This is a genomic window from Desulfarculus baarsii DSM 2075 (assembly GCF_000143965.1).
Taxonomy (GTDB): Bacteria; Desulfobacterota; Desulfarculia; order Desulfarculales; family Desulfarculaceae; genus Desulfarculus; species Desulfarculus baarsii.
Genome location: NC_014365.1, coordinates 2,320,309 through 2,341,838, shown reverse-complemented (window position 1 = coordinate 2,341,838; position 21,530 = coordinate 2,320,309). Strand labels below are relative to the sequence as shown.

At 64.2% G+C, this 21,530-nt stretch carries 18 protein-coding genes; 17 read left to right on the top strand and 1 reads right to left on the bottom strand.

The annotated features are described in order from the left end of the window. Window positions 1-286: 286 nt before the first annotated feature. Both DEBA_RS17100 and DEBA_RS10545 read left to right on the top strand, forming a co-directional pair. Window positions 287-1,972, top strand: coding sequence for a 4Fe-4S dicluster domain-containing protein (locus DEBA_RS17100; protein WP_050762321.1), 1,686 nt, complete (start codon window positions 287-289; stop codon window positions 1,970-1,972). A 3-nt stretch (window positions 1,973-1,975) separates the two neighbouring features. Continuing rightward, window positions 1,976-2,851, top strand: a complete 876-nt coding sequence (locus tag DEBA_RS10545; protein ID WP_013258920.1) for a CoB--CoM heterodisulfide reductase iron-sulfur subunit B family protein — start codon at window positions 1,976-1,978, stop codon at window positions 2,849-2,851. A 105-nt stretch (window positions 2,852-2,956) separates the two neighbouring features. On the opposite strand, the gene DEBA_RS10540 is transcribed toward DEBA_RS10545, so the two are convergent. Beyond that, entirely contained in the window at window positions 2,957-3,235 is a 279-nt protein-coding gene (locus DEBA_RS10540) for a PxxKW family cysteine-rich protein (protein ID WP_013258919.1), read from the bottom strand. 306 nt (window positions 3,236-3,541) lie between these two features. On the opposite strand from DEBA_RS10540, the gene lysS reads away from it, so the two are divergent. Genes lysS through DEBA_RS10465 form a run of 15 tightly spaced genes read left to right on the top strand, consistent with a single transcriptional unit; the run spans window position 3,542 to window position 21,441 of the window. Then, window positions 3,542-5,083 carry a lysine--tRNA ligase gene (gene lysS, locus DEBA_RS10535; RefSeq protein WP_013258918.1) on the top strand — a complete coding sequence of 514 codons (1,542 nt, stop codon included), beginning with the start codon at window positions 3,542-3,544 and terminating at the stop codon, window positions 5,081-5,083. Further along, window positions 5,083-6,306, top strand: coding sequence for a lipoprotein-releasing ABC transporter permease subunit (locus tag DEBA_RS10530; protein ID WP_013258917.1), 1,224 nt, complete (start codon window positions 5,083-5,085; stop codon window positions 6,304-6,306). The genes lysS and DEBA_RS10530 overlap by 1 nt, the downstream gene beginning before the upstream one ends. Window positions 6,307-6,356: 50 nt before the next feature. After that, window positions 6,357-7,046, top strand: a complete 690-nt coding sequence (locus DEBA_RS10525) for an ABC transporter ATP-binding protein (RefSeq protein WP_013258916.1) — start codon at window positions 6,357-6,359, stop codon at window positions 7,044-7,046. 4 nt (window positions 7,047-7,050) lie between these two features. Then, a complete protein-coding gene (bamA, locus tag DEBA_RS10520) occupies window positions 7,051-9,726 on the top strand; it encodes an outer membrane protein assembly factor BamA (RefSeq protein WP_187288541.1) in 2,676 nt (891 codons plus the stop codon). Between the two features lie 35 nt (window positions 9,727-9,761). After that, window positions 9,762-10,298, top strand: a complete 537-nt coding sequence (locus tag DEBA_RS10515; protein ID WP_013258914.1) for an OmpH family outer membrane protein — start codon at window positions 9,762-9,764, stop codon at window positions 10,296-10,298. 20 nt (window positions 10,299-10,318) lie between these two features. Beyond that, the gene (gene lpxD, locus DEBA_RS10510) at window positions 10,319-11,359 is read left to right on the top strand and encodes a UDP-3-O-(3-hydroxymyristoyl)glucosamine N-acyltransferase (RefSeq protein WP_013258913.1); all 1,041 of its coding nucleotides are present in this window, start codon (window positions 10,319-10,321) and stop codon (window positions 11,357-11,359) included. A gap of 3 nt (window positions 11,360-11,362) precedes the next feature. Then, complete coding sequence (gene fabZ, locus DEBA_RS10505; RefSeq protein WP_013258912.1) at window positions 11,363-11,839, top strand: 3-hydroxyacyl-ACP dehydratase FabZ; 477 nt, start codon at window positions 11,363-11,365, stop codon at window positions 11,837-11,839. 14 nt (window positions 11,840-11,853) lie between these two features. Further along, on the top strand, window positions 11,854-12,627 hold the full coding sequence (gene lpxA, locus DEBA_RS10500) for an acyl-ACP--UDP-N-acetylglucosamine O-acyltransferase (RefSeq protein ID WP_013258911.1): 774 nt from the start codon (window positions 11,854-11,856) through the stop codon (window positions 12,625-12,627). Between the two features lie 2 nt (window positions 12,628-12,629). After that, window positions 12,630-13,457, top strand: a complete 828-nt coding sequence (locus DEBA_RS10495) for an LpxI family protein (protein ID WP_013258910.1) — start codon at window positions 12,630-12,632, stop codon at window positions 13,455-13,457. Next, the gene (locus DEBA_RS10490; protein ID WP_013258909.1) at window positions 13,454-14,458 is read left to right on the top strand and encodes a Gfo/Idh/MocA family protein; all 1,005 of its coding nucleotides are present in this window, start codon (window positions 13,454-13,456) and stop codon (window positions 14,456-14,458) included. The genes DEBA_RS10495 and DEBA_RS10490 overlap by 4 nt, the downstream gene beginning before the upstream one ends. Window position 14,459: 1 nt before the next feature. Continuing rightward, window positions 14,460-15,602, top strand: a complete 1,143-nt coding sequence (lpxB, locus tag DEBA_RS10485) for a lipid-A-disaccharide synthase (RefSeq protein WP_013258908.1) — start codon at window positions 14,460-14,462, stop codon at window positions 15,600-15,602. Beyond that, on the top strand, window positions 15,599-17,392 hold the full coding sequence (gene msbA / locus DEBA_RS10480) for a lipid A export permease/ATP-binding protein MsbA (protein WP_013258907.1): 1,794 nt from the start codon (window positions 15,599-15,601) through the stop codon (window positions 17,390-17,392). Before lpxB ends, msbA begins: the two co-directional genes overlap by 4 nt. After that, on the top strand, window positions 17,385-17,978 hold the full coding sequence (locus DEBA_RS17095) for a phosphatase PAP2 family protein (RefSeq protein ID WP_013258906.1): 594 nt from the start codon (window positions 17,385-17,387) through the stop codon (window positions 17,976-17,978). Before msbA ends, DEBA_RS17095 begins: the two co-directional genes overlap by 8 nt. After that, window positions 17,975-19,729, top strand: a complete 1,755-nt coding sequence (locus tag DEBA_RS10470) for an ArnT family glycosyltransferase (RefSeq protein WP_013258905.1) — start codon at window positions 17,975-17,977, stop codon at window positions 19,727-19,729. The genes DEBA_RS17095 and DEBA_RS10470 overlap by 4 nt, the downstream gene beginning before the upstream one ends. Beyond that, window positions 19,726-21,441 (top strand): ArnT family glycosyltransferase, encoded by a 1,716-nt coding sequence (locus DEBA_RS10465; protein WP_013258904.1) that lies wholly within the window; start codon window positions 19,726-19,728, stop codon window positions 21,439-21,441. The genes DEBA_RS10470 and DEBA_RS10465 overlap by 4 nt, the downstream gene beginning before the upstream one ends. Window positions 21,442-21,530: the final 89 nt, after the last annotated feature.

Here is a 21,530-nt window from a genome sequence, read left to right as displayed (position 1 = left end):
GTCCGAGACGCTTCAATGCGCATTTTGCCTGAATGATAGCAAACTTTGCTGGGTGTGGCCGCTCAAACAGCGTCTTCGTTGCGAGATGATCGTCGCTGGGGTATAAATTCATACTAGTTTAATATTGTATTTTCGGTCGGCGCAAAACCATGGCGCGACCCTGGGCATATGGAATCTTAACTTGGCGATACGCCAGGCTATGCCCACGGCTTTGGGCGCGGGCGGAGGTTTGGCCAAAAACAACGAAGTATTTTAGCGCCGGGGATGACCCGGCCGGCAACCGGGAATGCGCGTCATCATGTTTTTCGATTATGGTTTGCATGTTTCGTTGGCCCTTTGCGCGGCGGGCCTGGCCTACAAGGTCTGGGGTTGGCTGTCGGCCAAGGTGGGCCCGGAGGGGGCGGAGTTTTCGCCGGCGGCGCGGGCGCTTTGGGCCCTGCGCGGGGTTGTGGGGTTGCTGCTTGGCGCCCGGGCGTTCAAGTTCGTCTGGGCCCTGATCGTCGACGGCCTGTTGCAGCGACGGGTGCTGCGGGCCAGCGCTTATCGTTGGGTCATGCACATGTGCATCTTCGTGGGCTTTGTGCTGCTCACGCTCTTGCACGCCATGGGGCCCATCGTCTCCAACGCCTTGTTTGGCGACTATCAGGCCACGCTCAACCCGTTTTTGTTTTTGCGCAATCTGTTCGGGCTGATGGTTTTGCTGGGCGTGGGCATGGCCATCTGGCGGCGTCTGCGCGCGCCGGGGGTGCGGGCCACCAACCGGGGAGTGGATGTATTGGCCATCGTGGTGGTGGCGCTGATCATTTTCTCGGGCTTTGCCCTGGAGGCGCTGAAGATCGACTCGCCGCGCGAGTTCGAGCGCATGGTGGCCGAATACGCCGACCCCGAGGCCGCCGACGAGGTGGCGGCGCTGCGCTTGTTCTGGTCGCGCGACTACGGCGTGGTCTTCGCCAAGGACCAGACGCCCGCCTTTTCGCCCGAGCTATATGATCAGGGCCGCCAGCTTTCCGAGGATTCGTGCCTGAGCTGTCACGACAAGCCGGCCTGGGCCTTTGCCAGCTTTGGCCTGGCCCGGTTGATCCGGCCGGCGGCGGTGGCCCTGGCCGAGTCCGGCGCGGCCGAGGGCCTGTGGTTCATCCACGTTTTAGCCTGCTTTGTCGGCCTGGCGTTGCTACCCCACACCAAGTTCATGCACCTGATCTCCTCGCCGCTGATCATCGCCATCAACGCGGCCAACGAGCGGGCGGCCATGCATCCGGCCAACCGGGCCACGGTGCGGGCCATGGAGTTGGACGCCTGCACTCATTGCGCGGCCTGCTCGGTGCGTTGTTCGGTGGCCGCGGCCATGGCCCAGGTGGCCAATCCGGCGATTTTGCCCTCGGAGAAGCTGCACGCCCTGGCCCGCATGGCCCACGGCAAGGGTCTGGACCAGCACGATCTGCGCCGGATTCGCCAGGGGGCCGACATCTGCACCGACTGCCACCGCTGCACCGACCTCTGCCCGGTGCGCATCAATCTGCAAGACCTGTGGCAAGCCCAGAAACAAGACCTGGAGCGGGCCGGCCAGGGTGAAACCTTCAAGGCCCTGCGCGACCGGGCCGTCAGCGCCGCCCAGCCCAGCCGCCAGCAAAAGGTGGTGCGCCTGGGCCAAAGGCAATTCGGGGCCGGTCTCGATCTTTCGGGCCGGGCCCAGAGCTTCGCCGGCTGTTTTCGGTGCAAGACCTGCACCACTGTCTGCCCGGTGGTGCAGGAGTGCGCCGACGTCAAGGCCGAGATCGACCTAGCGCCCCATCAGATCATGCACGCCCTGGGCCTGGGCCTGCGCGAGGAGGCCCTGGGCGCGCGGATGATCTGGAATTGCCTCAGTTGCTATCGTTGCCAGGAGGCCTGCCCCCAGGGCGTGCGGGTCACCGACATCATGTTTGAACTGACCAACCTGGCCGGACGCGACGGCCGGGTCAAAGAGGCTTGAGCGATGAACTACGCTTTTTTCGTGGGCTGCAAGACGCCCCACCACGTGCCGGCATACGAAAAATCCACCCGGGCGGTCTGCGCGGCCGTGGGCCTGGGTCTGGTCGATCTGGAGTTCAACTGCTGCGGCTACCCCATGCGCAACCTCTACTTCGACTCCTATATCCTTTCGGCGGCGCGCAACATGGCCATCGCCGAGGCCCGGGGCCTGGATGTGATGACCCAGTGCAAGTGCTGCCTGGGCAGCTTCAAGACCGCGGCTTATTATATGAAAGAAGACCCGGCGCTGCTGGCGCGGATCAACGACGAGCTGGCCAAGGAGGGCCTGCGTTATTCGGGCAAGGTGGTGGTCAAGCATTTGCTGACGGCCCTGAGCCGCGACGTGGGCGCCGAGGCCCTGGCTCAACGGATTACGCGGCCGTTCATCGGCCTGAAGGCGGCTGTGCTGCACGGCTGCCACGCCCTGCGGCCCAGCCAGATGACCGGCTTCGACGATCCGTGGCACCCCACGCTCAGCGATGAACTGGTGGCCTTGACCGGGGCCGAGGTGGTGGAGTGGGCCGGCAAGGTCAGTTGCTGCGGCGCGCCGCTACGCGGCCGCAACGACGCCCTGGCCGACCGCATGATCGGCCAGCGCCTGAACGAGGCCCATCGGGCCGGGGCCGATGTCTTTTGCGTGTCGTGCCCATATTCGTTCATGCAGGCCTCGGGGGCCTATCGGGCGGCCGCCGGCGGCGGCGAGGCGCTGGTGGCGGCGGCGGCGCTCTATCCCCAGATGCTGGGCCTGGCCATGGGCCTGACGCCCGAGGAGTTGGGCGTGGCCGACGGCCCGGCCCTGGGACGTCACCTGGTGGAGCATCTGGCCAATAAGGCCGCTTGACGGGCTTTGCGGCAAAAATGCGCTTTGGCCGCGATCGGCGGCCGGGGCAAACGCGAAAAACCGGCCCCGCGAGGAGCCGGTTTTTTTGTCGCGGACGCGCCGAAACTAGCGACGGTGGGCGCGGCGGCTGGCCTTGAGGGGGTTGATCTTGGCCTCTTCCTTGGACGTGCCCTTGACATGGGTGGCGAAGTTACACACGCCGTAGCGCCATTTGGCGGCCGGGTCGGGGTAGCTGGAGCAGTATTGCATGTCGCCGGCCGTCACCAAGCGCTCGCAACCCAGGCAAGCCTCGATGGCGGGGTTGCAGGTGCCGCCGCTAAAGGTGCAACCGTTTTTGCTCATGAAGGCGCATTCATTCCCCTCGCGGGTGGTGGTGCACAGCATCTCTTGGCTCCTTAAGATGAGTAAGCCGGGCCTTGGCCCCGGCGATGTAATTTCGCCCAAACAACACAAAACTAGCCCGGCCGCTTTTGGCGAAACCAACGACCACGGCGACCGGGATAATCAAGATGGCAATTATGGCCGCCGCCCTTTATGGTGTCAAGGCTAATTTATAACCGGATAATCGCCCTTGCAAGCGGCCTTGACAAAAGAGTGGGGCTGCCGTAGATAAATTAGCCTAGTTTGTGGGAAAACCCGCCCCAAAAGGTATTGTTCCAGCGGTGGCGGTTTTTGGGGAGTCGTGGGAAATTGGCAAACACCGAACAAAAGAACAAGCCCGTGGCGGCCAGCGCCCCGGAGGCCATCCTCGACGAAAACGTCCTGATGCGCCAGCGCCGCAAAAAAGCCGAAGATATTCAACAGATGGGCTATCCGCTGTTTCCCAACACCTTTCGCCCCCGCGACACCGTCGGCAAACTGCGCGCCCAATACGACCATCTGGACGCGGCCCGGCTGGAGTCTCTGGAAGACGTTAAATTCATGATCGCCGGGCGGATCATGGCCATCCGCTCGTTTGGCAAGGCCGCCTTTGTCAAGCTGCGCGACCGCAGCGGCCAGATCCAACTCCATGTGCAGAAAGACTCTCTTTCGCCCGAGGAGTTCGAGCTTTTCCGCAAGCTTGACGTGGGCGACATCATCGGGGTCAAGGGCGCGCTTTTCCGCACCAAGACCCGCGAGCTGACGCTGCGCGTGGAGATGCTGCGTCTGGTGACCAAGAGCTATCGCTCGCTGCCCGAGAAGTTCCACGGCCTGACCGACGTGGAGCAGCGTTATCGCCAGCGTTACCTCGATTTGATCATGAACGACGAGGTGCGCGGCATTTTCACCGCCCGCTCCAAGATCGTCAACACCATCCGCGGCCATCTCACCGAGCTGGGCTTCATGGAGGTGGAAACGCCGATGATGCAGGTCATCCCCGGCGGGGCCACGGCCCGGCCCTTCGAGACCTACCACAACGCCCTGGGCATGAAGCTCTATCTGCGGGTGGCCCCGGAGCTCTACCTCAAGCGGCTGGTGGTCGGCGGGCTGGAGCGCGTTTTCGAGCTCAACCGCAATTTCCGTAACGAAGGCATCAGCATCCGCCACAACCCCGAGTTCACCATGCTCGAATTTTACATGAGCTACGCCTCCTACGAAGACCTCATGTCCATCACCGAGCAGATGCTGGGGGCCTGCGCCATGGCCGTGCACGGCTCGCTGAAGTTCGATTACCAGGGCCGTCAGATCGACCTGACCCCGCCGTGGGAGAACCTGGACTTTCGCAGCAGCCTGCTGGAGATCGGCAAGGCCCCGCCCGAGGTGCTTTTCGACATCGAAAAGGCCATGAACATGTCGGCCCATCTGGGTGGCCAGCACAAGACCGGTGACAACATCGGCAAGGCCCTGGCCAAGATTTTCGACGTGACCGTCGAGCCCCATCTGTGGCAGCCGACTTTCATCACCGGCTATCCGCGCGACATCTCGCCGCTTAGCCGCACCAACGACCTCGACCCGGACATCGTCGATCGCTTCGAATTTTTCATCGCCGGCCGCGAGATGGGCAACGGTTTCAGCGAACTCAACGACCCCGACGACCAGCGCGAGCGCTTTTTCGCCCAGGTTGCCGAGCGCGAGGCCGGCGACGACGAGGCCCAGTTCATGGACGCCGATTACGTGCGGGCCCTGGAGTACGGCATGCCGCCCACGGCCGGCGAGGGCGTGGGCATCGACCGGCTGGTGATGCTCTTGACCGACCAGCCAAGCATCCGGGAAGTGATCTTGTTCCCTCTGTTGAGGCCCGAGCAGGGTTGATGGGTTTCGAATCCTTCGTCGCCCTGCGTTATCTGCGCTCGCGGCGCAAGCAGGCCTTCATTTCCGTTATCACCATGCTCTCCATGGCCGGGGTGGCCCTGGGCGTGTGCGCGTTGATCGTGGTGCTTTCGGTGATGGGCGGCTTCCAGCGCGAGTGGCAAAAGAAGATTCTGGGCCAGAGCTCCCACGTGCTGGTCCACGGCCTTTCGGGCAGCATCGACGACCCCGAGGCGGTCATGGCCAAGGTGCGCCAAGACCCGGACGTCACGGCCGTGGCGCCCTTTGTCTATGGCCAGGTGATGCTCTTGGCGCCCGGCGACGCCGGCGGAGCGCTGCTGCGGGGCATCGACGTGGCCAGCGCCGCCAAGGTGCTCGACCTCCAGGAGATCATGATCAGCGGCAGCCTCTCGGCCCTGGATGATGGCCGCACGCCGCCGGGGATCATCGTCGGCGCGGCCATGGCCCGTTCGATGGGCCTGCACATGGGCTCGGTGGTCAGCGTGGTCAACCCGCTAGGCGACGACACGCCGGTGGGCCGCCTGCCGCGTAGCGAGCCGTTCCGGGTGGTGGGCGTGTTCGAGTCGGGCATGTATCAATACGATTCGAGCGTTTGCTATGTCTCGCTGGCGGCGGGGCGCGAGTTTTTCGGGCTGGGAGGCGCGGTCAGCGGGCTGGAGGTCAATATCCGCGATATTTACAAGGCGCCCGAGGTGGCCGCGCGGTTGACCGAGGCCCTTGGTTTCGAGTATTACACCCGCGATTGGATCCGCATGAACCACACCCTGTTCGCGGCGCTCAAGCTGGAACGGGTGGTGATGTTCATAATTTTGACCCTGATCGTGCTGGTTGCCGCCTTTGGCATCGTCAGTTCGCTTATAATGCTGGTGATGGACAAGACCGCCGACATCGGCGTGCTCAAGGCCATGGGCGCCTCGCGCAAGGCCGTGCGGCGCATCTTTACAATGGTGGGCCTGACCATCGGCGTGGCCGGCACGCTCATCGGCGTGGCCGGGGGGCTGGTGTTGTGCGCCGTGTTGGCGCGCTATCAGTTCATCGAGCTGCCCAAGGAGATTTACGCCTTGGGCACGTTGCCGGTGGAGGTGGACCCGCTGACCGTGGCCATCGTGGCCGTCAGCGCGATGATTATCAGCCTGTTGGCCACGATCTATCCCGCGGCCCAGGCCGGCGCGCTGGACCCGGTGGAGGCCTTGAGGTACGAATGAGCCGGAACGCGCCGCGAGGCCATGGCGAGGGGCTAGGAGGCCCAGAACACTTGACAGAAGGCCAGGCATTAATTCATATAAGGAAGCTTTGCAAGAGCTATGTCCTGGCCGGGCAGAAGGTCGAGGTGCTCAAGGGGCTCGACCTCAGCGTGCATGCCGGCCAGATGGTGGCCGTGCTGGGGGCCTCGGGCGTGGGCAAGTCCACGCTGTTGCACATCACCGGGGCCTTGGATCGCCCCACGTCGGGGCAGTTGCTGGTGGCCGGGCGCGATCTGTTCAAGATGGACGAACCGGCCCTGGCCGCGTTCAGGAACGAACATATAGGCTTCGTGTTTCAGTTTCATCACCTTTTGCCCGAGTTTTCGGCGCTCGAGAACGTCATGATGCCCGCCCTCATCGCCAGGACGCCAAAGGCCAAGGCCCAGGAAGCGGCCGAGGATCTTTTGGAGGCCGTGGGGATGGGCCATCGCCGCCAGCATCGTCTGGCCGAGTTGTCCGGCGGCGAGCAACAGCGGGTGGCCATCGCCCGCGCCCTGGTGCGTCAACCCCGGGTTCTGTTGGCCGACGAGCCCACGGGCAACCTGGACGAGCGCACCGGCCGACTTGTTTTCGACCTGTTGCAAGGATTGAATGACCAGCGGGGTCTGACGACCCTGGTGGCTACCCACAATGAAAGGCTTGCCGCGGTCATGGACCGGCGGATCAGGTTGGCCGACGGCCTGGCCCATCCGGTGGACTAGCGGCGTGGAGCGTGACAGGATGTTTGGCGGCGCGGTTAGGAAAACCTGCTGGTTGTTGTTGCTGCTGCTGGCGCTGATCGCCCAACCCCTGGCCGCGGCGGCGGCCGAGCAGGGCAGGGTGGCGGTTTTTCCGTTCCAGATCTTCAGCGGCGATTCGATCAATTACCTCAGCATGGATTTGCAGAAATCCCTGCGTGATCGGTTGACGAAGGAGGGCGTGAGCGTCATCGCCGCCGATGAAGTCAACCAGACCCTGCGTTCCATGAATCAACCGCTGGACTTGGCCCTGGCCCGCAAGATCGCCGACCGCTTGGGCGCGGAGTACGCCGTCTACGGCTCGCTGACCAAGATCGGCTCGCGGGTGTCGGTTGACGTCAAGGTGCTCGACGTGCTGGGCATTCGTCGTCCGCAGACGGTCTTCGGCGAGGGCGTGGGCCTTGATTCGCTGGATGACATGACCGCCAAGCTGGCCCGTGAAGTGGCCGTGCTGGCCTCTGGCCGCGAGCAGGTGGCCGAGGTGGAGGTCGAGGGCAACAAACGCATCGAGGCCGAGGCCATCCGGGCGGCGATGAAGACCAAGGCCGGCGGGCCGTTCTCGACCATCCGGCTCAACGACGACATCAAGGATGTCTGGAAGCTGGGCTACTTCGACGATGTGCGCGTCAAGACCCGTGACAGCGAACGCGGCAAGGTGGTGGTGGTCTCGGTCAAGGAAAAGCCGACGATCAAAGAAGTCACCGTGGCTGGGGCCAAGGCCATCGACGCCCAGGACATCCAGGACGACATCGGCGTCAAGACCTTCAGCGTCTACAAGCCAGACGCCATCAAGGACGCCGAGCGCAAGATCCTCGACATGTACCACAACAAGGGCTACTACGACGCCAAGGTCACCTACCAGGTCAGCGACCTGCCCAGCGGCGACAAGGCCGTCAAGTTCGACATCACCGAGGGCGAAAAAGTCCTGATCAGCGAGATCAAGTTCGAAGGCAACAACAACTTCGACGCCGACGAGTTGCAAGACCAGATGAGCACCCAGGGTTCGGGCTGGTTCACGTGGCTGACCGACGCCGACGTGCTGGAAAAAAACAAGCTCGAACAGGACACCCAGCACATCAGCGATTTTTACTACAATAACGGCTATATGATGGCCCAGGTCGGCGCGCCCCAGATCAGTCGCGGCGAAAAGGGCCTGATCATCACCATCAAAATCGTCGAGGGTCCGCGCTTCAAGGTCGGCGCCCTGAATTTCTCGGGCGACCTGCTCTTCAGCAAGGATCAGCTTCAGGAGGGCATGAAAACCAAGACCGGCGAGTGGTACAACCGCAACAACCTGCGCGAAGACCTCATGCGCATCAGCGGCGCCTACTCCAACAAGGGCTTCGCCTACGTTGAAGTCCGGCCTCAAATCAAGGAAGACCTTAAGAAAAACACCGTAGATATCGATTTCACCATCGTCAAGGGCGTCAAGGTGTTTTTCGAGAACATCGTCATCACCGGCAACGACCGCACCCGCGACTACGTCATCCGTCGCGAGCTGGATTCGGCCGAGGGCGATCTGTTCTCCGGCGACACCATCAAAAACGCCAACATTCGCCTGCGTCGGCTCAACTTCTTCGAGGACGTTCAGGTTTCGACCACCAAGGGCTCCAGCCAGGAGCAGATGAACCTCAACATCAAGGTCAAGGAAAAGCGCACCGGCCAGATCTCGGTGGGCGCCGGCTACTCCACCCAGGACAGCTTCATGGTCATGGGCTCCATCGCCGAAAACAACCTTTTCGGCCGCGGCCAACGCCTGGAGTTGTCGGGGCAGATCGGCGGCAAGTCCACCCGCTACACCCTCAGCTTCACCGAGCCGTGGCTCTTCGACCGGCCCATCAGCGCCGGCTTCGACCTCTACGACTGGGAGCGCGAGTATATCGATTACGACAAGGAGGCCATCGGCGGCCAGCTGCGCTTCGGCTTCCCCACGCCGATCTACGCCACGCGCGTCTACACCTACTACAAGTATGAAGAGGCCAACATCACCGACATTTCCAGTTCGGCTTCGGCCTACGTCAAGGATCAGGAGGGTTGGCACACCACCAGTTCGGTGCGCGGCCTGGTGCGGCGCGACACCCGCGACCAGACCTTCAACGCCACCGAGGGCTCCGATAACAGCGTCAGCGTGGAATACGCCGGCGGTCCCCTGGGCGGCACCAACGCCTTTATCAAGGCCATCGGCGATTCGGGTTGGTACTTCCCCCTGTTCTGGGAGACCGTCTTCGTGGCCCATGGCCGCATCGGCTGGGTCGAGCAGCAATCGGGCGGCGATCTGCCCATGTACGAGAAATTCTACCTGGGCGGCATCAACACCCTGCGCGGCTTCGAGTACATGTCGGTCAGCCCCCGCGACGTGCAGGGCGAGCGCATCGGTGGCGAGCGCATGCTGCTGTTCAACCTGGAGTATCGCTTCCCGTTGGTGCCCAAGGCCGGCCTCACCGGCGTGGTTTTCTTCGACACCGGCAACGTCTGGACCAAGGACGACGGCTATGACGTGGGCGACATGCGCCGCAGCATCGGCGCGGGCGTGCGCTGGCTTTCGCCCTTGGGGCCGTTGCGCCTGGAGTATGGTTATGTCCTCGATCCGCAACCCGACGAGGACACGGCCAACTGGGAATTCACCATCGGCAGCATGTTCTAATACCTAAATGGATCGGGAATCAGGAGAGTTTTGCAATGACTTTCGTCAGCAGAAAAATCACCGCGGTCGGCCTGGGGCTGCTCATGATCATGGGCGTGGCCGCGGTTCCCGCGGTGGCCAAGGCCGAGGGCAAGATCGTTGTGGTCGACATGATGCAGGCCATGACCGAATGCAAGGAAGGCAAGCGGGCCCAGGCCGAACTCAAGCGGCAGGCCGAAAAACGTCAGAACGAAATGAAAGAGTTGGGCGACGAGATCAACAAGTTGCGCAGCTATCTGCTTGACGCCCAAGACATGATGAAGAGCGACGTCAAGATTCAGAAAGAGTATGAACTCAAAAAGAAGATGAAGCAGTTCAACGACCTGCGCGACGATGTGCGCCAGGAGCTTTCCGCCGCCGAACGGCGCCTGGTCGAGCCCCTGCAGCGCAAGATGCTCGAACTGGTGCAGGCCATCGGCGTCAAGGAAAACTACGACTTGATGATGGACAAGCGTTCGGGCGTGGTTTACGTGCCGGCCAGCCGCGACATCACCCAGGAGGTGATCTCGGCCTACGACGCCAAGTATAAATAACCAAACAGAGAGTTGCGCAATTGGAGCTTAGCCTGGCCCAATTGGCCGAATTGGTCGGCGGGAGCCTGGATGGCCCCGCCGACCGGGTCGTTTCGGGGATAAACGGCATCCAGGAGGCCGGCCACGATGAGCTGACCTTTCTGGCCAACCCGAAGTACGCGCCGGCCCTGGCCGGCTGCCGGGCCGGCGTGGTGTTGGTCAGGCCCGATCAAGACGTCCCGCCGGGCCTGGCGGTGATCCGCGTCGACGATCCCTACTTGGCCTTCGCCAAGATCTTGACCGTGGCCACCCAAAAACCCTATCAGCCCATGGGCGTGCACCCTCGGGCCGAAGTGGCCCCGTCGGCCCAACTGGGCCTGGATGTGAGCGTCCACGCCCTGGCCTATGTGGGCGAAAACGCCCGCATCGGCGATCGGTCGGTGATCCACCCCGGCGTCTACGTGGGCGAGGGCGCGCGCGTGGGCGACGACACGGTGATCCACCCCAACGTGACCATCGGGCATGGCTGCCTGGTCGGCAACCGTTGCATCATCCATTCGGGCACGGTCATCGGGGCGGACGGCTATGGTTTCGTGCCCACCGCCGACGGGCATTTCAAGATTCCCCAGGTGGGCGTGGTGCAGATCGACGACGACGTGGAGATCGGCGCGGGCAACACCATCGACCGGGCCGCCCTGGGTCGCACCTGGATCCAGCGCGGCGTCAAGACCGACAACATGGTTCATGTGGCCCACAACTGCGTCATCGGCGAAAACACCTTGCTGGTGGCCCAGGTTGGCGTCAGCGGTTCGACCACGGTGGGCAAAAACGTGATCATGGGCGGCCAGACCGGCGTGGCCGGCCACTTGACCATCGGCGACGACGTCAAGATTGCCGCCAAATCAGGCGTGCACGGCGATCTCAAGCCCGGCGAAATCGTCGCGGGCATTCCGGCCATCCCCCACCGCATGTGGCTGCGCAACGTCGCCGTCGGCCGTCGGCTGGCGGACCTGTTCGATCGGGTCAAAAAACTGGAAAAACGCTTGAACGCCCTACAGGCAAAAGACGGCGTTGGGAGCTGAATCATGCCCGAACCATGCATGGATATCCAGAGAATCATCGAGCTGCTGCCCCATCGCTATCCGTTTTTGCTTATCGACAGGGTGTTGGAGCTGGAGCCGCGCAAGCGCATCGTGGCCATCAAGAACGTTACGTATAACGAGCCGTTTTTCCAAGGCCATTTTCCGGGGCTGCCGGTGATGCCCGGCGTTTTGATCGTCGAGGCCATGGGCCAGGCCGGCGGGATCATGGTCTATCACGAGGTGCCCGCCGGCTCCGACATCATCATCTATTTCATGAGCCTGGACAACGTCAAGTTCCGCCGGCCGGTGGTGCCCGGCGACCAATTGCTCATCGAGGTCAACTCCACGCACCTGTCCAGCCGCGCCTGGAAGATGGCCGGCAAGGCCTATGTGGACGGCAAGTTGGCGGCCCAGGCCGAGCTTTCGGCGGCGGTGCAGATATCCGACAAAAAAGGCCTGACCAAGGGCCCAGAGGCATAACGAAAGACACAACCATGACCATACATCCCACCGCCATTGTCGATCCGAGCGCCAAATTGGGTCAAGGCGTCGAGGTGGGGGCTTACGCCTTCATCGGCCCCCACGTCGAGATCGGCGATGGCTCGAAAATCCAGCACCACGCTTCGGTGGACCGGCTGACGCGGCTGGGCGCCGGCTGCATGGTCGCGCCGTTCGCCGCCTTGGGCGGTGACCCGCAAGACCTGAAATATCACGGCGAGCCCACCACCCTGGAAACCGGCGACAACTGCCTTTTCCGCGAGTTCGTCACCGTCAATCGCGGCACCGGCGAGGGCGGCGGCGTCACGCGCATCGGAAATAACTGCCTGCTGATGGCCTACGCCCACGTGGCCCACGACTGTCAGATCGGCGACAACGTGGTCATGGCCAACTGCGCCACCCTGGGCGGCCACGTCACCCTGGAAGACCGCTGCAACATCGGCGGCCTGGTGGCCGTCCATCAATTCACGCGCATCGGCACGTTCTGTTTCGTGGGCGGGGCCAGCGGGGTCAGCAAGGATCTGCCGCCCTACACCCTCTGCGAGGGCAACCGGGCCATCTCCCACGGCCTCAACGTCATCGGCCTGAAACGCGCCGGCTTTGCCGACGAGGCCATCGAGACGCTCAAGCAGGCCTATCGCATCATTTTTCGCACGCGCACGCCCTTGGCCGACGCCCTGGCCCAGGTGCGGGCCGAGGTGCCGCAGACCGCCGAGGTGCGTCGGATGCTCGAATTCATCGAAAGCTCGAAGAGGGGCGTGTCGCGCTGACCATGTCCCGCCAAGCCATCGGCCTGATCGCCGGATCGAACCAGTTTCCCATTTTATTCGCCAAGGCGGCCAGGGCCAAGGGCCTGCGGGTGGTGGCCGTGGCCCATTTGGGCGAGACCGTCCCCGAACTGGCCGCCGAGGTCGACGAGATCACCTGGATTCATCTGGGGCAACTGGGCAAGCTGCTCAAGGCCTTTCGCAAGGCCGGCGTGACACGGGCCGTGATGTGCGGCGGCGTCACCAAGACGCGCATCTTTTCCGACGTGCGGCCCGATCTGCGGGCATTGTTTCTGCTGCGCCACCTGCGCCACATGGCCGATGACGGCATCCTGCGCACGGTGGCCCAATACATGGCCGATCAAGGCGTGACGATCATGGCCAGCCACGAGTTGCTGCCGGAGCTGCTGGCCGATGGGGCCTTGCATTCACGGCGCGGGCCCAGCGTCGATGAGCTCGACGACGCCCGGGTGGGCTGGACGGTGGCCGAACAACTGGGCCGGCTGGACATCGGCCAGTGCGTGGTTGTCCGGGGCAAGGCCGTGGTGGCGGTGGAGGCCATCGAAGGAACCGACGCCTGCATCGCCCGCGGCGGTAAGCTGGCCGGCGAAAAGGCCGTGGTGGTCAAACGTTGCAAACCGACCCAAGACCTGCGATTTGATCTGCCCTCGGTTGGTCGGCGGACGGTGGAGGTCATGGCCGAAAGCGGCTGCTCGTGCTTGGTGGTGGAGTCCGGCAAGACCCTGGTCTTCGACCGCGAGCCGATGCTGAGCTTGGCCGATGAAAAGGGAATCTGCGTAATGGCCTGGACCGAGGGAGACGACAAAAAATGAAAAAAGTGCGCCTGGCGGTGATCGGCGTTGGTTATCTGGGGCGTTTTCACGCCCAAAAAATCGCGGCCATGGATCAGGCCGAACTGGTGGCCGTGGTGGATGTGGATCTGGACCGGGCCCAGGCCCAGGCCGCCGAGCACGGTTGCCTGGCCTGCGCCGCGCTGGATGAGGTCATCGACCAGATCGACGCCGCCTGCGTGGTCACCCCCACGGTCTACCATTATGATATCGCCGCGCGGCTGTTGACTGCCGGCAAGGATGTTTTGTGCGAAAAACCGGTGACCACGACCCTGGCCCAGGCCGACCACCTGGTGGAGTTGGCCGCCGCCGGCGGGCGCATCCTGCAGGTGGGTCACCTGGAGCGCTTCAATCCGGCCGCGGCCCAGGCCTTCGGGCTGATGACCAAGCCCATGTTCATCGAGTGCAACCGCATCGCCCCGTTCAAGGCCCGGGCCATGGACGTCGACGTGGCCCTTGACCTGATGATTCACGACCTGGACATCATCCTGGCCCTGGTGGGCGAGGAGCCATGTGAGATCCGCGCCAAGGGCGTGCCGGTGTTGGGCCCCCACGCCGACCTGGTCAATGCCCGCCTGGAGTTCCCCGGCGGCTGCGTGGCCAACGTCACCGCCAGTCGCCTGGCCCTCAAAGACGAGCGCAAGATGCGCATATTCCAGCCGGAATCGTACATGGCCCTTGACTTCAAGGAGCGGCAGTTGCTGGTGGTCCGTGGCGTCAACTACGTGGCCGGGCACGACCCGGAGGTTGACTCGCGGCTTTTGGAGTTCGGCCCTTGTGATCCGTTGGACCAGGAAATCCGCTCTTTTGTCGATTCGGTGATCAAGCGCACGCCGCCCTTGGTCGACGGCGCGGCGGCCCGCCGGGCCCTGGCCTGCGCCCTGGCCGTCAAGGCCGGCGTCGACGCAGGCCTGCGTGGCATGGAGCCGCTGCTGAACGAACCGCGCAAATGGGTCGGCGCGAAGGCGCCCGGGGCCTGTTAGCGTGCGGCCACCGCGCATCGTGATGGTGGCCGGCGAGGCCAGCGGCGACATTCACGGCGCGGCGTTGGCGCGGGCCCTGCGCCAGTTGGCCCCGGAAGCGGAAATCTCCGGCTTGGGCGGGCCGTCCATGGCCGCGGCCGGGGTGGATTTGCTCTGCGCCTACGACGAGTTGGCCGTGGTCGGCGTGGCCGAGGTTTTGCCCAAGCTGGGGCACATCCTGGCGGTGATGGCCCAACTCAAGGGACACCTGGGGCGCGTTCGACCGGATTTGGTCATCCTGATCGATTTTCCCGACTTCAATTTTCGCATCGGCCGGGCGGCCAAAAAGCTCGGCCTGAAGGTGCTCTATTACATCAGCCCCCAGTTGTGGGCCTGGCGGCGGGGCCGGGCCAGGCAGATGGCCCGCTTCGTCGACGCGCTGACCTGTGTTTTCCCCTTCGAGGAGGCATTCTTCCGGCGCATCGCCCCGGATTTGCCGGTAAGCTTCGTGGGGCATCCCTTGTTGGACCGCCCGCCCGACCCCGAGGCGGACGAGCCCCTGCCAGGGGGCCGCGACGCGCAATGGGTGGGCCTGTTGCCGGGCAGCCGCATGTCCGAGATCAGCCGATTGGCCCCGCTGATGATGGCCGCGGCCAGGATCATGGCCGCCCAGAGGCCGGAGTTGCGCTTTGTCTTACCCCTGGCCCCCGGCCTGGACCGCCGGCGCGTGACGCCTTTTTGGGCCGGCGCGCCCGAGGGCCTGCTGATTCTGGATGGTCAGGCCGAACGAGTCATGCGTCAAGCCCGAGCCCTGGTGGTGGCGTCTGGCACGGCCACATTGCAAGCGGCCCTGGCCAAAGCGCCCATGGTGGTGGTATATAAGACCGGAAAACTGAGTTACCACTTAGGCAGGGCCCTGATCAAAGTCGATCACATCGCCATGCCCAACCTGATCTTCGGCGGCGGCCTGCTGACGGAGCTGATCCAGGATCAGGCCACGCCCCAGGCCGTGGCCGCCGAGACGCTGGCCATCCTTGGCGACGCCGAACGTCGCCAAGCCATCCTGGAGGGCCTGGAGCTGGTGCGCGGGCGTCTGGGCCAGCCTGGGGCCAACCAGCGCGTGGCGCGCCTGGCCATGGATCTCATCGAAGGGAACGCGCATTGAGCAAAAAGACCACCGCCAGGGAGGAAGCCAAACTTTATTCGCGGCTTCTGGCCAGGGTCAAACCCTATAAGTATCGCCTGGTTTTTTCGATGTTCCTGATGGCCGTCGCCGCCGGCACCCAAGGCGCCTTGGCCTGGCTGGTCAAGGATCTCTCCGACGGCATCTTCATGGAAAAAAACCAGTGGATGCTCTACATGGTGCCGGTGGTGGTGATCGTGCTCTACGCCGTCAAGGGCCTGTCGTCCTACGGTCAGACCTACATGATGTCCTACGTGGGCAACCGCATCGTCACCGAGTTTCGGGTGGAGCTTTACACCCACCTGCAACGCATGCCCCTGGGTTATTTTGACCGCGTGGCCACCGGCGAGCTGATGAGCCGCATCACAAACGACGTCAACCTCATCCAGGGCGCGGTCAGCAACGTCGTCACCGGTGTGTTCAAGGACTTGTTCACCGCCGTGGCCCTGATCGCCGTGGTGATCTACCGCGACCCCATGCTTTCCATCGTGGCCCTGGGCGTGTTTCCGGTGTGCGTGATTCCCTTGGTCAAGCTGGGCCGCCGCCTGCGTAGCATCTCCACCAGCTCGCAGGAGACCATGGCCGACGTCAACGTCCTGCTGCACGAGACCATCGGCGGCGCGCGCATCGTCAAGGGCTTTTGCCGCGAGGATCACGAGGCCAGGCGCTTCACCCGCGAGGCCTATCGCCTGTTCGATCTGCGCATGAAAGACGTTTCGACCAGGGCCATCTCCAGCCCGTTGATGGAGTTCCTGGGTGGCCTGGCCATCGCCGGCATCATCTTTTATGGCGGCTGGCAGGTCATCTCGGGCCAATCCACGCCCGGCACGTTTTTCAGCTTTCTGACGGCGCTGATCATGCTCTATGAGCCGGTCAAGCGCATGAGCAACCTCAACAACGAGATCCAGAACGGCCTGGCCGCCGCCGAACGCGTCTACCAGGTGCTAGACACCGAGCCCGAGATCGTCGACGCGCCCGACGCCATCCAACTGCCGCCCATGAGCCGCGCCGTCGAGCTAAAGGACGTTCATTTCGCCTATTCGGCCGAAAAGGGTGAGGTGCTAAAGGGCGTTAGCCTCCTGGTGCCCAAGGGCCAGGCCGTGGCCCTGGTGGGCACCAGCGGCGGCGGCAAGACGACCCTGGTCAACCTTTTGCCGCGCTTCTACGAGGTCACTTCCGGGGCGGTGCTCATCGACGATCTGGACATCCGCCGCGTGACCATGCGTTCGCTGCGCCGCCAGATCAGCATCGTCACCCAGCAGACGATCCTGTTCAACGACACCGTGCGCGAAAACATCGCCTACGGCCGGCCCGAGGCCAGCGACGAAGAGATCGTCGAGGCGGCGCGGGCGGCCTACGCCCTGGATTTCATCGAGAGAATGCCGCAAAAATTCGACACGCGCATCGGTGAGGCCGGCGTGATGCTCAGCGGCGGCGAGCGCCAGCGCCTGTCCATCGCCCGGGCCATCCTGGCCGACCGGCCCATCCTCATCCTCGATGAAGCCACCAGCAGCCTCGACACCGAAAGCGAGCTGTACGTGCAAAAGGCCCTGGAAAACCTCATGCGCGGTCGCACGACTTTTGTCATCGCCCACCGCCTGTCCACCGTCCAGCGGGCCGACCGCATCGTGGTGGTCAGCGGCGGCAAGATCGTCGAGGAGGGCCGTCACGAGGAGCTTTTGGCCAATGGCGGGCTCTATTGCAAACTGCACCGCATGCAGTTCCAGATCGACAGCGGCCTGGAGGGCCTGGAGTCGGCCGGCGATGCCTAGAAGCAGCCTGGGCCGGGGCTTGCTGCTGGCCGCGTTGGCGGCCGGGTTGGCCTTGGTCTGGCTGTTGGGCGGCGACCGCCTGTTGGCCGACGACCTGATGTACCTTAAAACCGGCCCCATCGGCCACGCCTGGCAGTTCATGGCCTATTGGCTGGGCCACGGCGGCGTGCAGGCCGGGGCCATGGGCTTTTTGTTGCTGTTGGGCCTGGCCGTCAGAAAGCTCGACCTGACGCCCACGGCGCTGGCCGCCGGCGGCCTGCTGGTGCAGATCGTCAAACATCTGGTGGGCCGGCCGCGGCCGGGCCGGAACATGCTGGCCTGGGATCTGCAAGGGCTGTCCTTTGATAGCGACCTGCACTCGTTCCCCTCGGGCCACGCCACCACCACCTTCGCCCTGGCGGCGGTGCTGGCGGCGCGTTTTCCACGCTGGTCGTGGGCGTTTTATTTGGCGGCGCTCTTCATCTCGCTGGGCCGGGTGGTGGGCGGATCGCATTTTGTCAGCGACGTGTTGGTGGGAGCCATGTTGGGCCTGGTGGTGGGCTGGCTATTGGCCTGGCGCTGCAAGGTTGGAGTGGGCGGGCGATGAAGTGGTCGAACGAGGCGGGCCTCTGGCTGGTGGCGGCGGTGATCGTGACGCTGTTGGCCGGTTTAATGTTTTTGGCCGACCTGGGCGGCCTGGCCCTGACCGATCGTGACGAGGGCGAATACGCCGCCACGGTGGGCGAAATGGTTCGTTCGGGCGATTATCTTGTCCCCACGCTCAACGGCCGCAATTATCTGGAAAAACCGATTCTCATTTTTTGGGCCATCGCCGGCGCCCAGGCCGTTTTCGGCCCTGGCGAGCTGGCCGCGCGGCTGCCTTCGGCCTTGCCGGCCTTGGCGGTGATCTTGCTGGTGGGCGCGCTGGCCTGGCGTTACGGCGGCTTGGCTCTGGGCGTGATGTCGGCGGCGGCCTGCGCCTTCACGCCGCTGTTTGTCCTGGTGGGCCGGGCCAGCCTGACCGACATGCTGCTGACCCTGTGGATCACCGGGGCCTTGGCCGCCTTTTTCGTGGCCGTCGAGGAGCAAGAGCCCGGCCGCCGGCGCTGGTGGTATCTGGCGGCCTGGGCCGCCCTGGGCCTGGGTTTTCTGACCAAGGGCCCGGTGGCCCCGGCGGTGGTGCTGCCCACGGCGCTCATCTACGCCCTGTGCCAGCGGCGGCTGTGGCCGGTGCTCAAGACGGCCCAGATTCATTGGGGTCTGTTGATTTTTCTCGTCATCAACCTGCCGTGGTATGGCCTGGTCTTCTTGCGCCTGGGCGGCGAATTTTGGGACGCCTTTTTCGTGGCGCAGAACCTGCGTCGTTTCAGCGAGGTGCTTTTGGGCCACGGCGGCGGATTTTTGCTTTATCCGCCGGTGATGCTCTTGGGCGGTTTTCCCTTCGTGGCGGCGGCCTTGCCCGAGTTGGGCCGGGCCCTGGGCCGCAATCCGGCCACGGCCAGGGCCCAAGATCCGCTGGCCCGGCTGCGCCTGCTGGCGGCCATCGCCGCGCTGGTGGTGCTGGTGGCGTTTTCCCTGGCGGCCACCAAGCAGATCAACTACATCCTGCCGGCGTTTCCGTTTTTGGCCTTGCTTGCTGGCTGCTATTTGCTTGGCCTGTGGAAGGGCCAGGCCGGCGGACGCCTGGCGCGGGGCGTCTTTGGGGTGGCGCTGGGCTTCAGCGGCGGGCTGATGACGGTGGCCGTGCTGGCTCTGCCGGCGGGGTTGCCGCTGTTTTGGGACAAGATCGTGGCCTCGATCCGCTTTGACAGCAGCGAGTACGCCCTGCCCGAGGCCGCGCCGCTGGTGGCGCTGTGGCCGATCTTGCTGGGCCTGACACTGGGCGCGCTGCTGGTAGGGGTTTGGCTGGCCTGGCGAAGGGGTAGCTTGCGGCTGATTCCGCCGATCTTGGCCTCTGGCGCGCTTTTGGGCTGCGCCATGCTGTTTTTTGGCCTGCTGCCCCAGGTGGCCCAGGCCATCCAGGAGCCGGCCAAGCAGATGGCCCTGGCGCTCAAGGAGCGCGCGCCGGCCGACCGGGTGGTCAGCTACGGCCTGTGGAAGCCGACGATGATCTTTTACCTGGACCGCCAGATCCCGCGCCTGCGCGTCGAGCAGCAGCAAGAGCTGGCCGTCGAACTGGCCAAGGCCGAGCCGGTCTGGCTGCTCAGCCGGGTGGCCCTGGCCCAGAAGCTGGCCGCCGCGCCTGGCTTCGTGGAGCTTGGCCGTTGGGGCGGCTATCTGCTGGGCGGCAACCAGGCCGCGTCGGCGCGTTGGCGACAAGGCCAGGCTGCCCCCGCCGCGCCGGGAGACCCTTCATGAGCCCTCGGGTCAAGGATCAGCGGCCGCCGTGGGCCGAGGCCGTCTATTGGCTGACGCTGGCGGCGCTGTGCGGCGCATTGTTTTTTGGCGCGCTGGGCGCGCGCACGCTGTGGGAGACCGACGAGGCCCGCTACGCCGAGATCGGCCGTGAGATGCTCGATGCCCCGTCGTGGCAGTGGTGGGTGGTCCCCAGGCTCAACTATGTTAAATACATGGAAAAACCGCCGCTGCCCTATTGGTTGATCGCGTTGTCTTTCAAGGCCTTTGGCGTCTCGGACTACAGCGCGCGCCTTGTGCCGGCGGTGTTTGGCGCGCTGTCGGTGCTGCTTACGTGCCTGCTGGGGCGTTGGTTGTGGTCGATGCGGGCGGGTTTTTTCGCCGGCTTGGTCCTTTGCACGGGCCTGATGTTCGCGCTGCTGAGCCAGGTGCTGCTGGTCGATATGGTCTTGTGCTTTGGCGTGGTGTTGTCGCTGCTGGGGCTCTGGGCCATGCTCCAGGAGCGCTGGTGGGGGCTTTACGCCTTTTGGCTGGGCTGCGCGTTCGGCTTTTTGACCAAGGGCCTGCTGGGCCCCGGCCTGGCCGGGCTGGCCGCGCTGATCTTTTTGGGCCTCTGCGGCCAATGGCGCAAGATGCTTGGACTTTTCGACTACCGCGGCGTGTTGCTCTTTGCCGCGCTGTGCGCGCCGTGGTTGATCGCCGCCACGGTCCTTGAGGACGGCTTCATCAAATATTTCTTTTGGGACGAACAATTCGGCCGCCTGACCACCACCGTCCATCAGCGCCACGAGCCGTTTTGGTATTATTTCGCCTTGCTGCCGGCGGCGTTTTTTCCGTGGACGATGCTTTGGCCGGCCGTGGTCGCCAGGCTGTGGCCGGGGCGGGCCTGGCGCGCGCCGCAAAACCGGGCGCTTTTGTTTTGCCTGGTCTGGTTTGGTTCTTATTTCGTGTTTCTGACGCTGAGCCAATCAAAAATGCTGCACTACGCCTTGCCCATGCTGCCGCCGCTGGCGTTGTTGACCGGCCGGGCCCTGGCCGGCATGGCCGAGGACGGCTGGGCCTTGCCGGCCGGCCGGGCGGTTCGCTGGGGTCTGGATGCATTGGCCGGGCTGATGCTGTTGTGCGCGGCGGCCGTGCCGCTGGCGCCCCAGTTCGCGCCCGAGGCAAGCTACGAGCGCTTGGGCCTGGCGGTCTTTGCCGTGCCGCTGGCGTTGGCGGCGGCGGCCTTTGGCGTCCATTTGACGCGGGGCAAGACCTGGGCCGCCGTGGCGGTTCCGTTGGCTGTTTTTGCAATGATGGCTGGCGGGTACCTCGTCGCTTCGCCCCTGATCGACGATTATCGCTCGTTGGCCGGGCTGGTGCGGCCCATCCGCGACAAGTTGAGCCCCGACGACGTGCTGGCCAGCTATGGCGATTACTACCACGGCGCTGTATTCTATGGCCGCCGACGGGTGATGATCGTGGGCAACTGGGGCGAGCTCGATTACGGCCGCCAGCGCGACCCCCAGGCCGACAAGTGGTTCTTGGCCGAAGGCCACCGGCACGAAGCCGTCGTGAAACTGGCGCGCTCGCCGCGGCGGGTGTTTTTGCTGGGCGAGACGGAAAAGTTCCAGCGCCTGCTCGACGCCAAGGCGTTGGATCAGGCCGGGGTCAAACTCCACCAGTGGGCCCGCCTGGGCGACAAGAGCCTCTACGTCAACCGGCCCCGCCCCTGACGCCCGCGACCGATGCGCTTGCTTGATTTTGGGCTATAATTCCTGCATATTATTGCCTCGACGAATCTGCTGTATCTGTCCTGGAGTGA

Excerpts from the sequence above, each read along its gene's own strand:
- DEBA_RS10470 (WP_013258905.1), top strand. The coding sequence starts at position 17,975 with ATGAAGTGGTCGAACGAGGCGGGCCTCTGGCTGGTGGCGGCGGTGATC.
- lpxA (WP_013258911.1), top strand. The coding sequence starts at position 11,854 with ATGACCATACATCCCACCGCCATTGTCGATCCGAGCGCCAAATTGGGT.
- DEBA_RS10515 (WP_013258914.1), top strand. The coding sequence starts at position 9,762 with ATGACTTTCGTCAGCAGAAAAATCACCGCGGTCGGCCTGGGGCTGCTC.
- DEBA_RS10495 (WP_013258910.1), top strand. The coding sequence starts at position 12,630 with ATGTCCCGCCAAGCCATCGGCCTGATCGCCGGATCGAACCAGTTTCCC.
- DEBA_RS10540 (WP_013258919.1), bottom strand. The coding sequence starts at position 3,235 with ATGCTGTGCACCACCACCCGCGAGGGGAATGAATGCGCCTTCATGAGC.
- DEBA_RS10465 (WP_013258904.1), top strand. The coding sequence starts at position 19,726 with ATGAGCCCTCGGGTCAAGGATCAGCGGCCGCCGTGGGCCGAGGCCGTC.
- DEBA_RS17100 (WP_050762321.1), top strand. The coding sequence starts at position 287 with ATGCGCGTCATCATGTTTTTCGATTATGGTTTGCATGTTTCGTTGGCC.
- DEBA_RS10545 (WP_013258920.1), top strand. The coding sequence starts at position 1,976 with ATGAACTACGCTTTTTTCGTGGGCTGCAAGACGCCCCACCACGTGCCG.
- DEBA_RS10530 (WP_013258917.1), top strand. The coding sequence starts at position 5,083 with ATGGGTTTCGAATCCTTCGTCGCCCTGCGTTATCTGCGCTCGCGGCGC.
- DEBA_RS17095 (WP_013258906.1), top strand. The coding sequence starts at position 17,385 with ATGCCTAGAAGCAGCCTGGGCCGGGGCTTGCTGCTGGCCGCGTTGGCG.
- fabZ (WP_013258912.1), top strand. The coding sequence starts at position 11,363 with ATGCCCGAACCATGCATGGATATCCAGAGAATCATCGAGCTGCTGCCC.
- DEBA_RS10490 (WP_013258909.1), top strand. The coding sequence starts at position 13,454 with ATGAAAAAAGTGCGCCTGGCGGTGATCGGCGTTGGTTATCTGGGGCGT.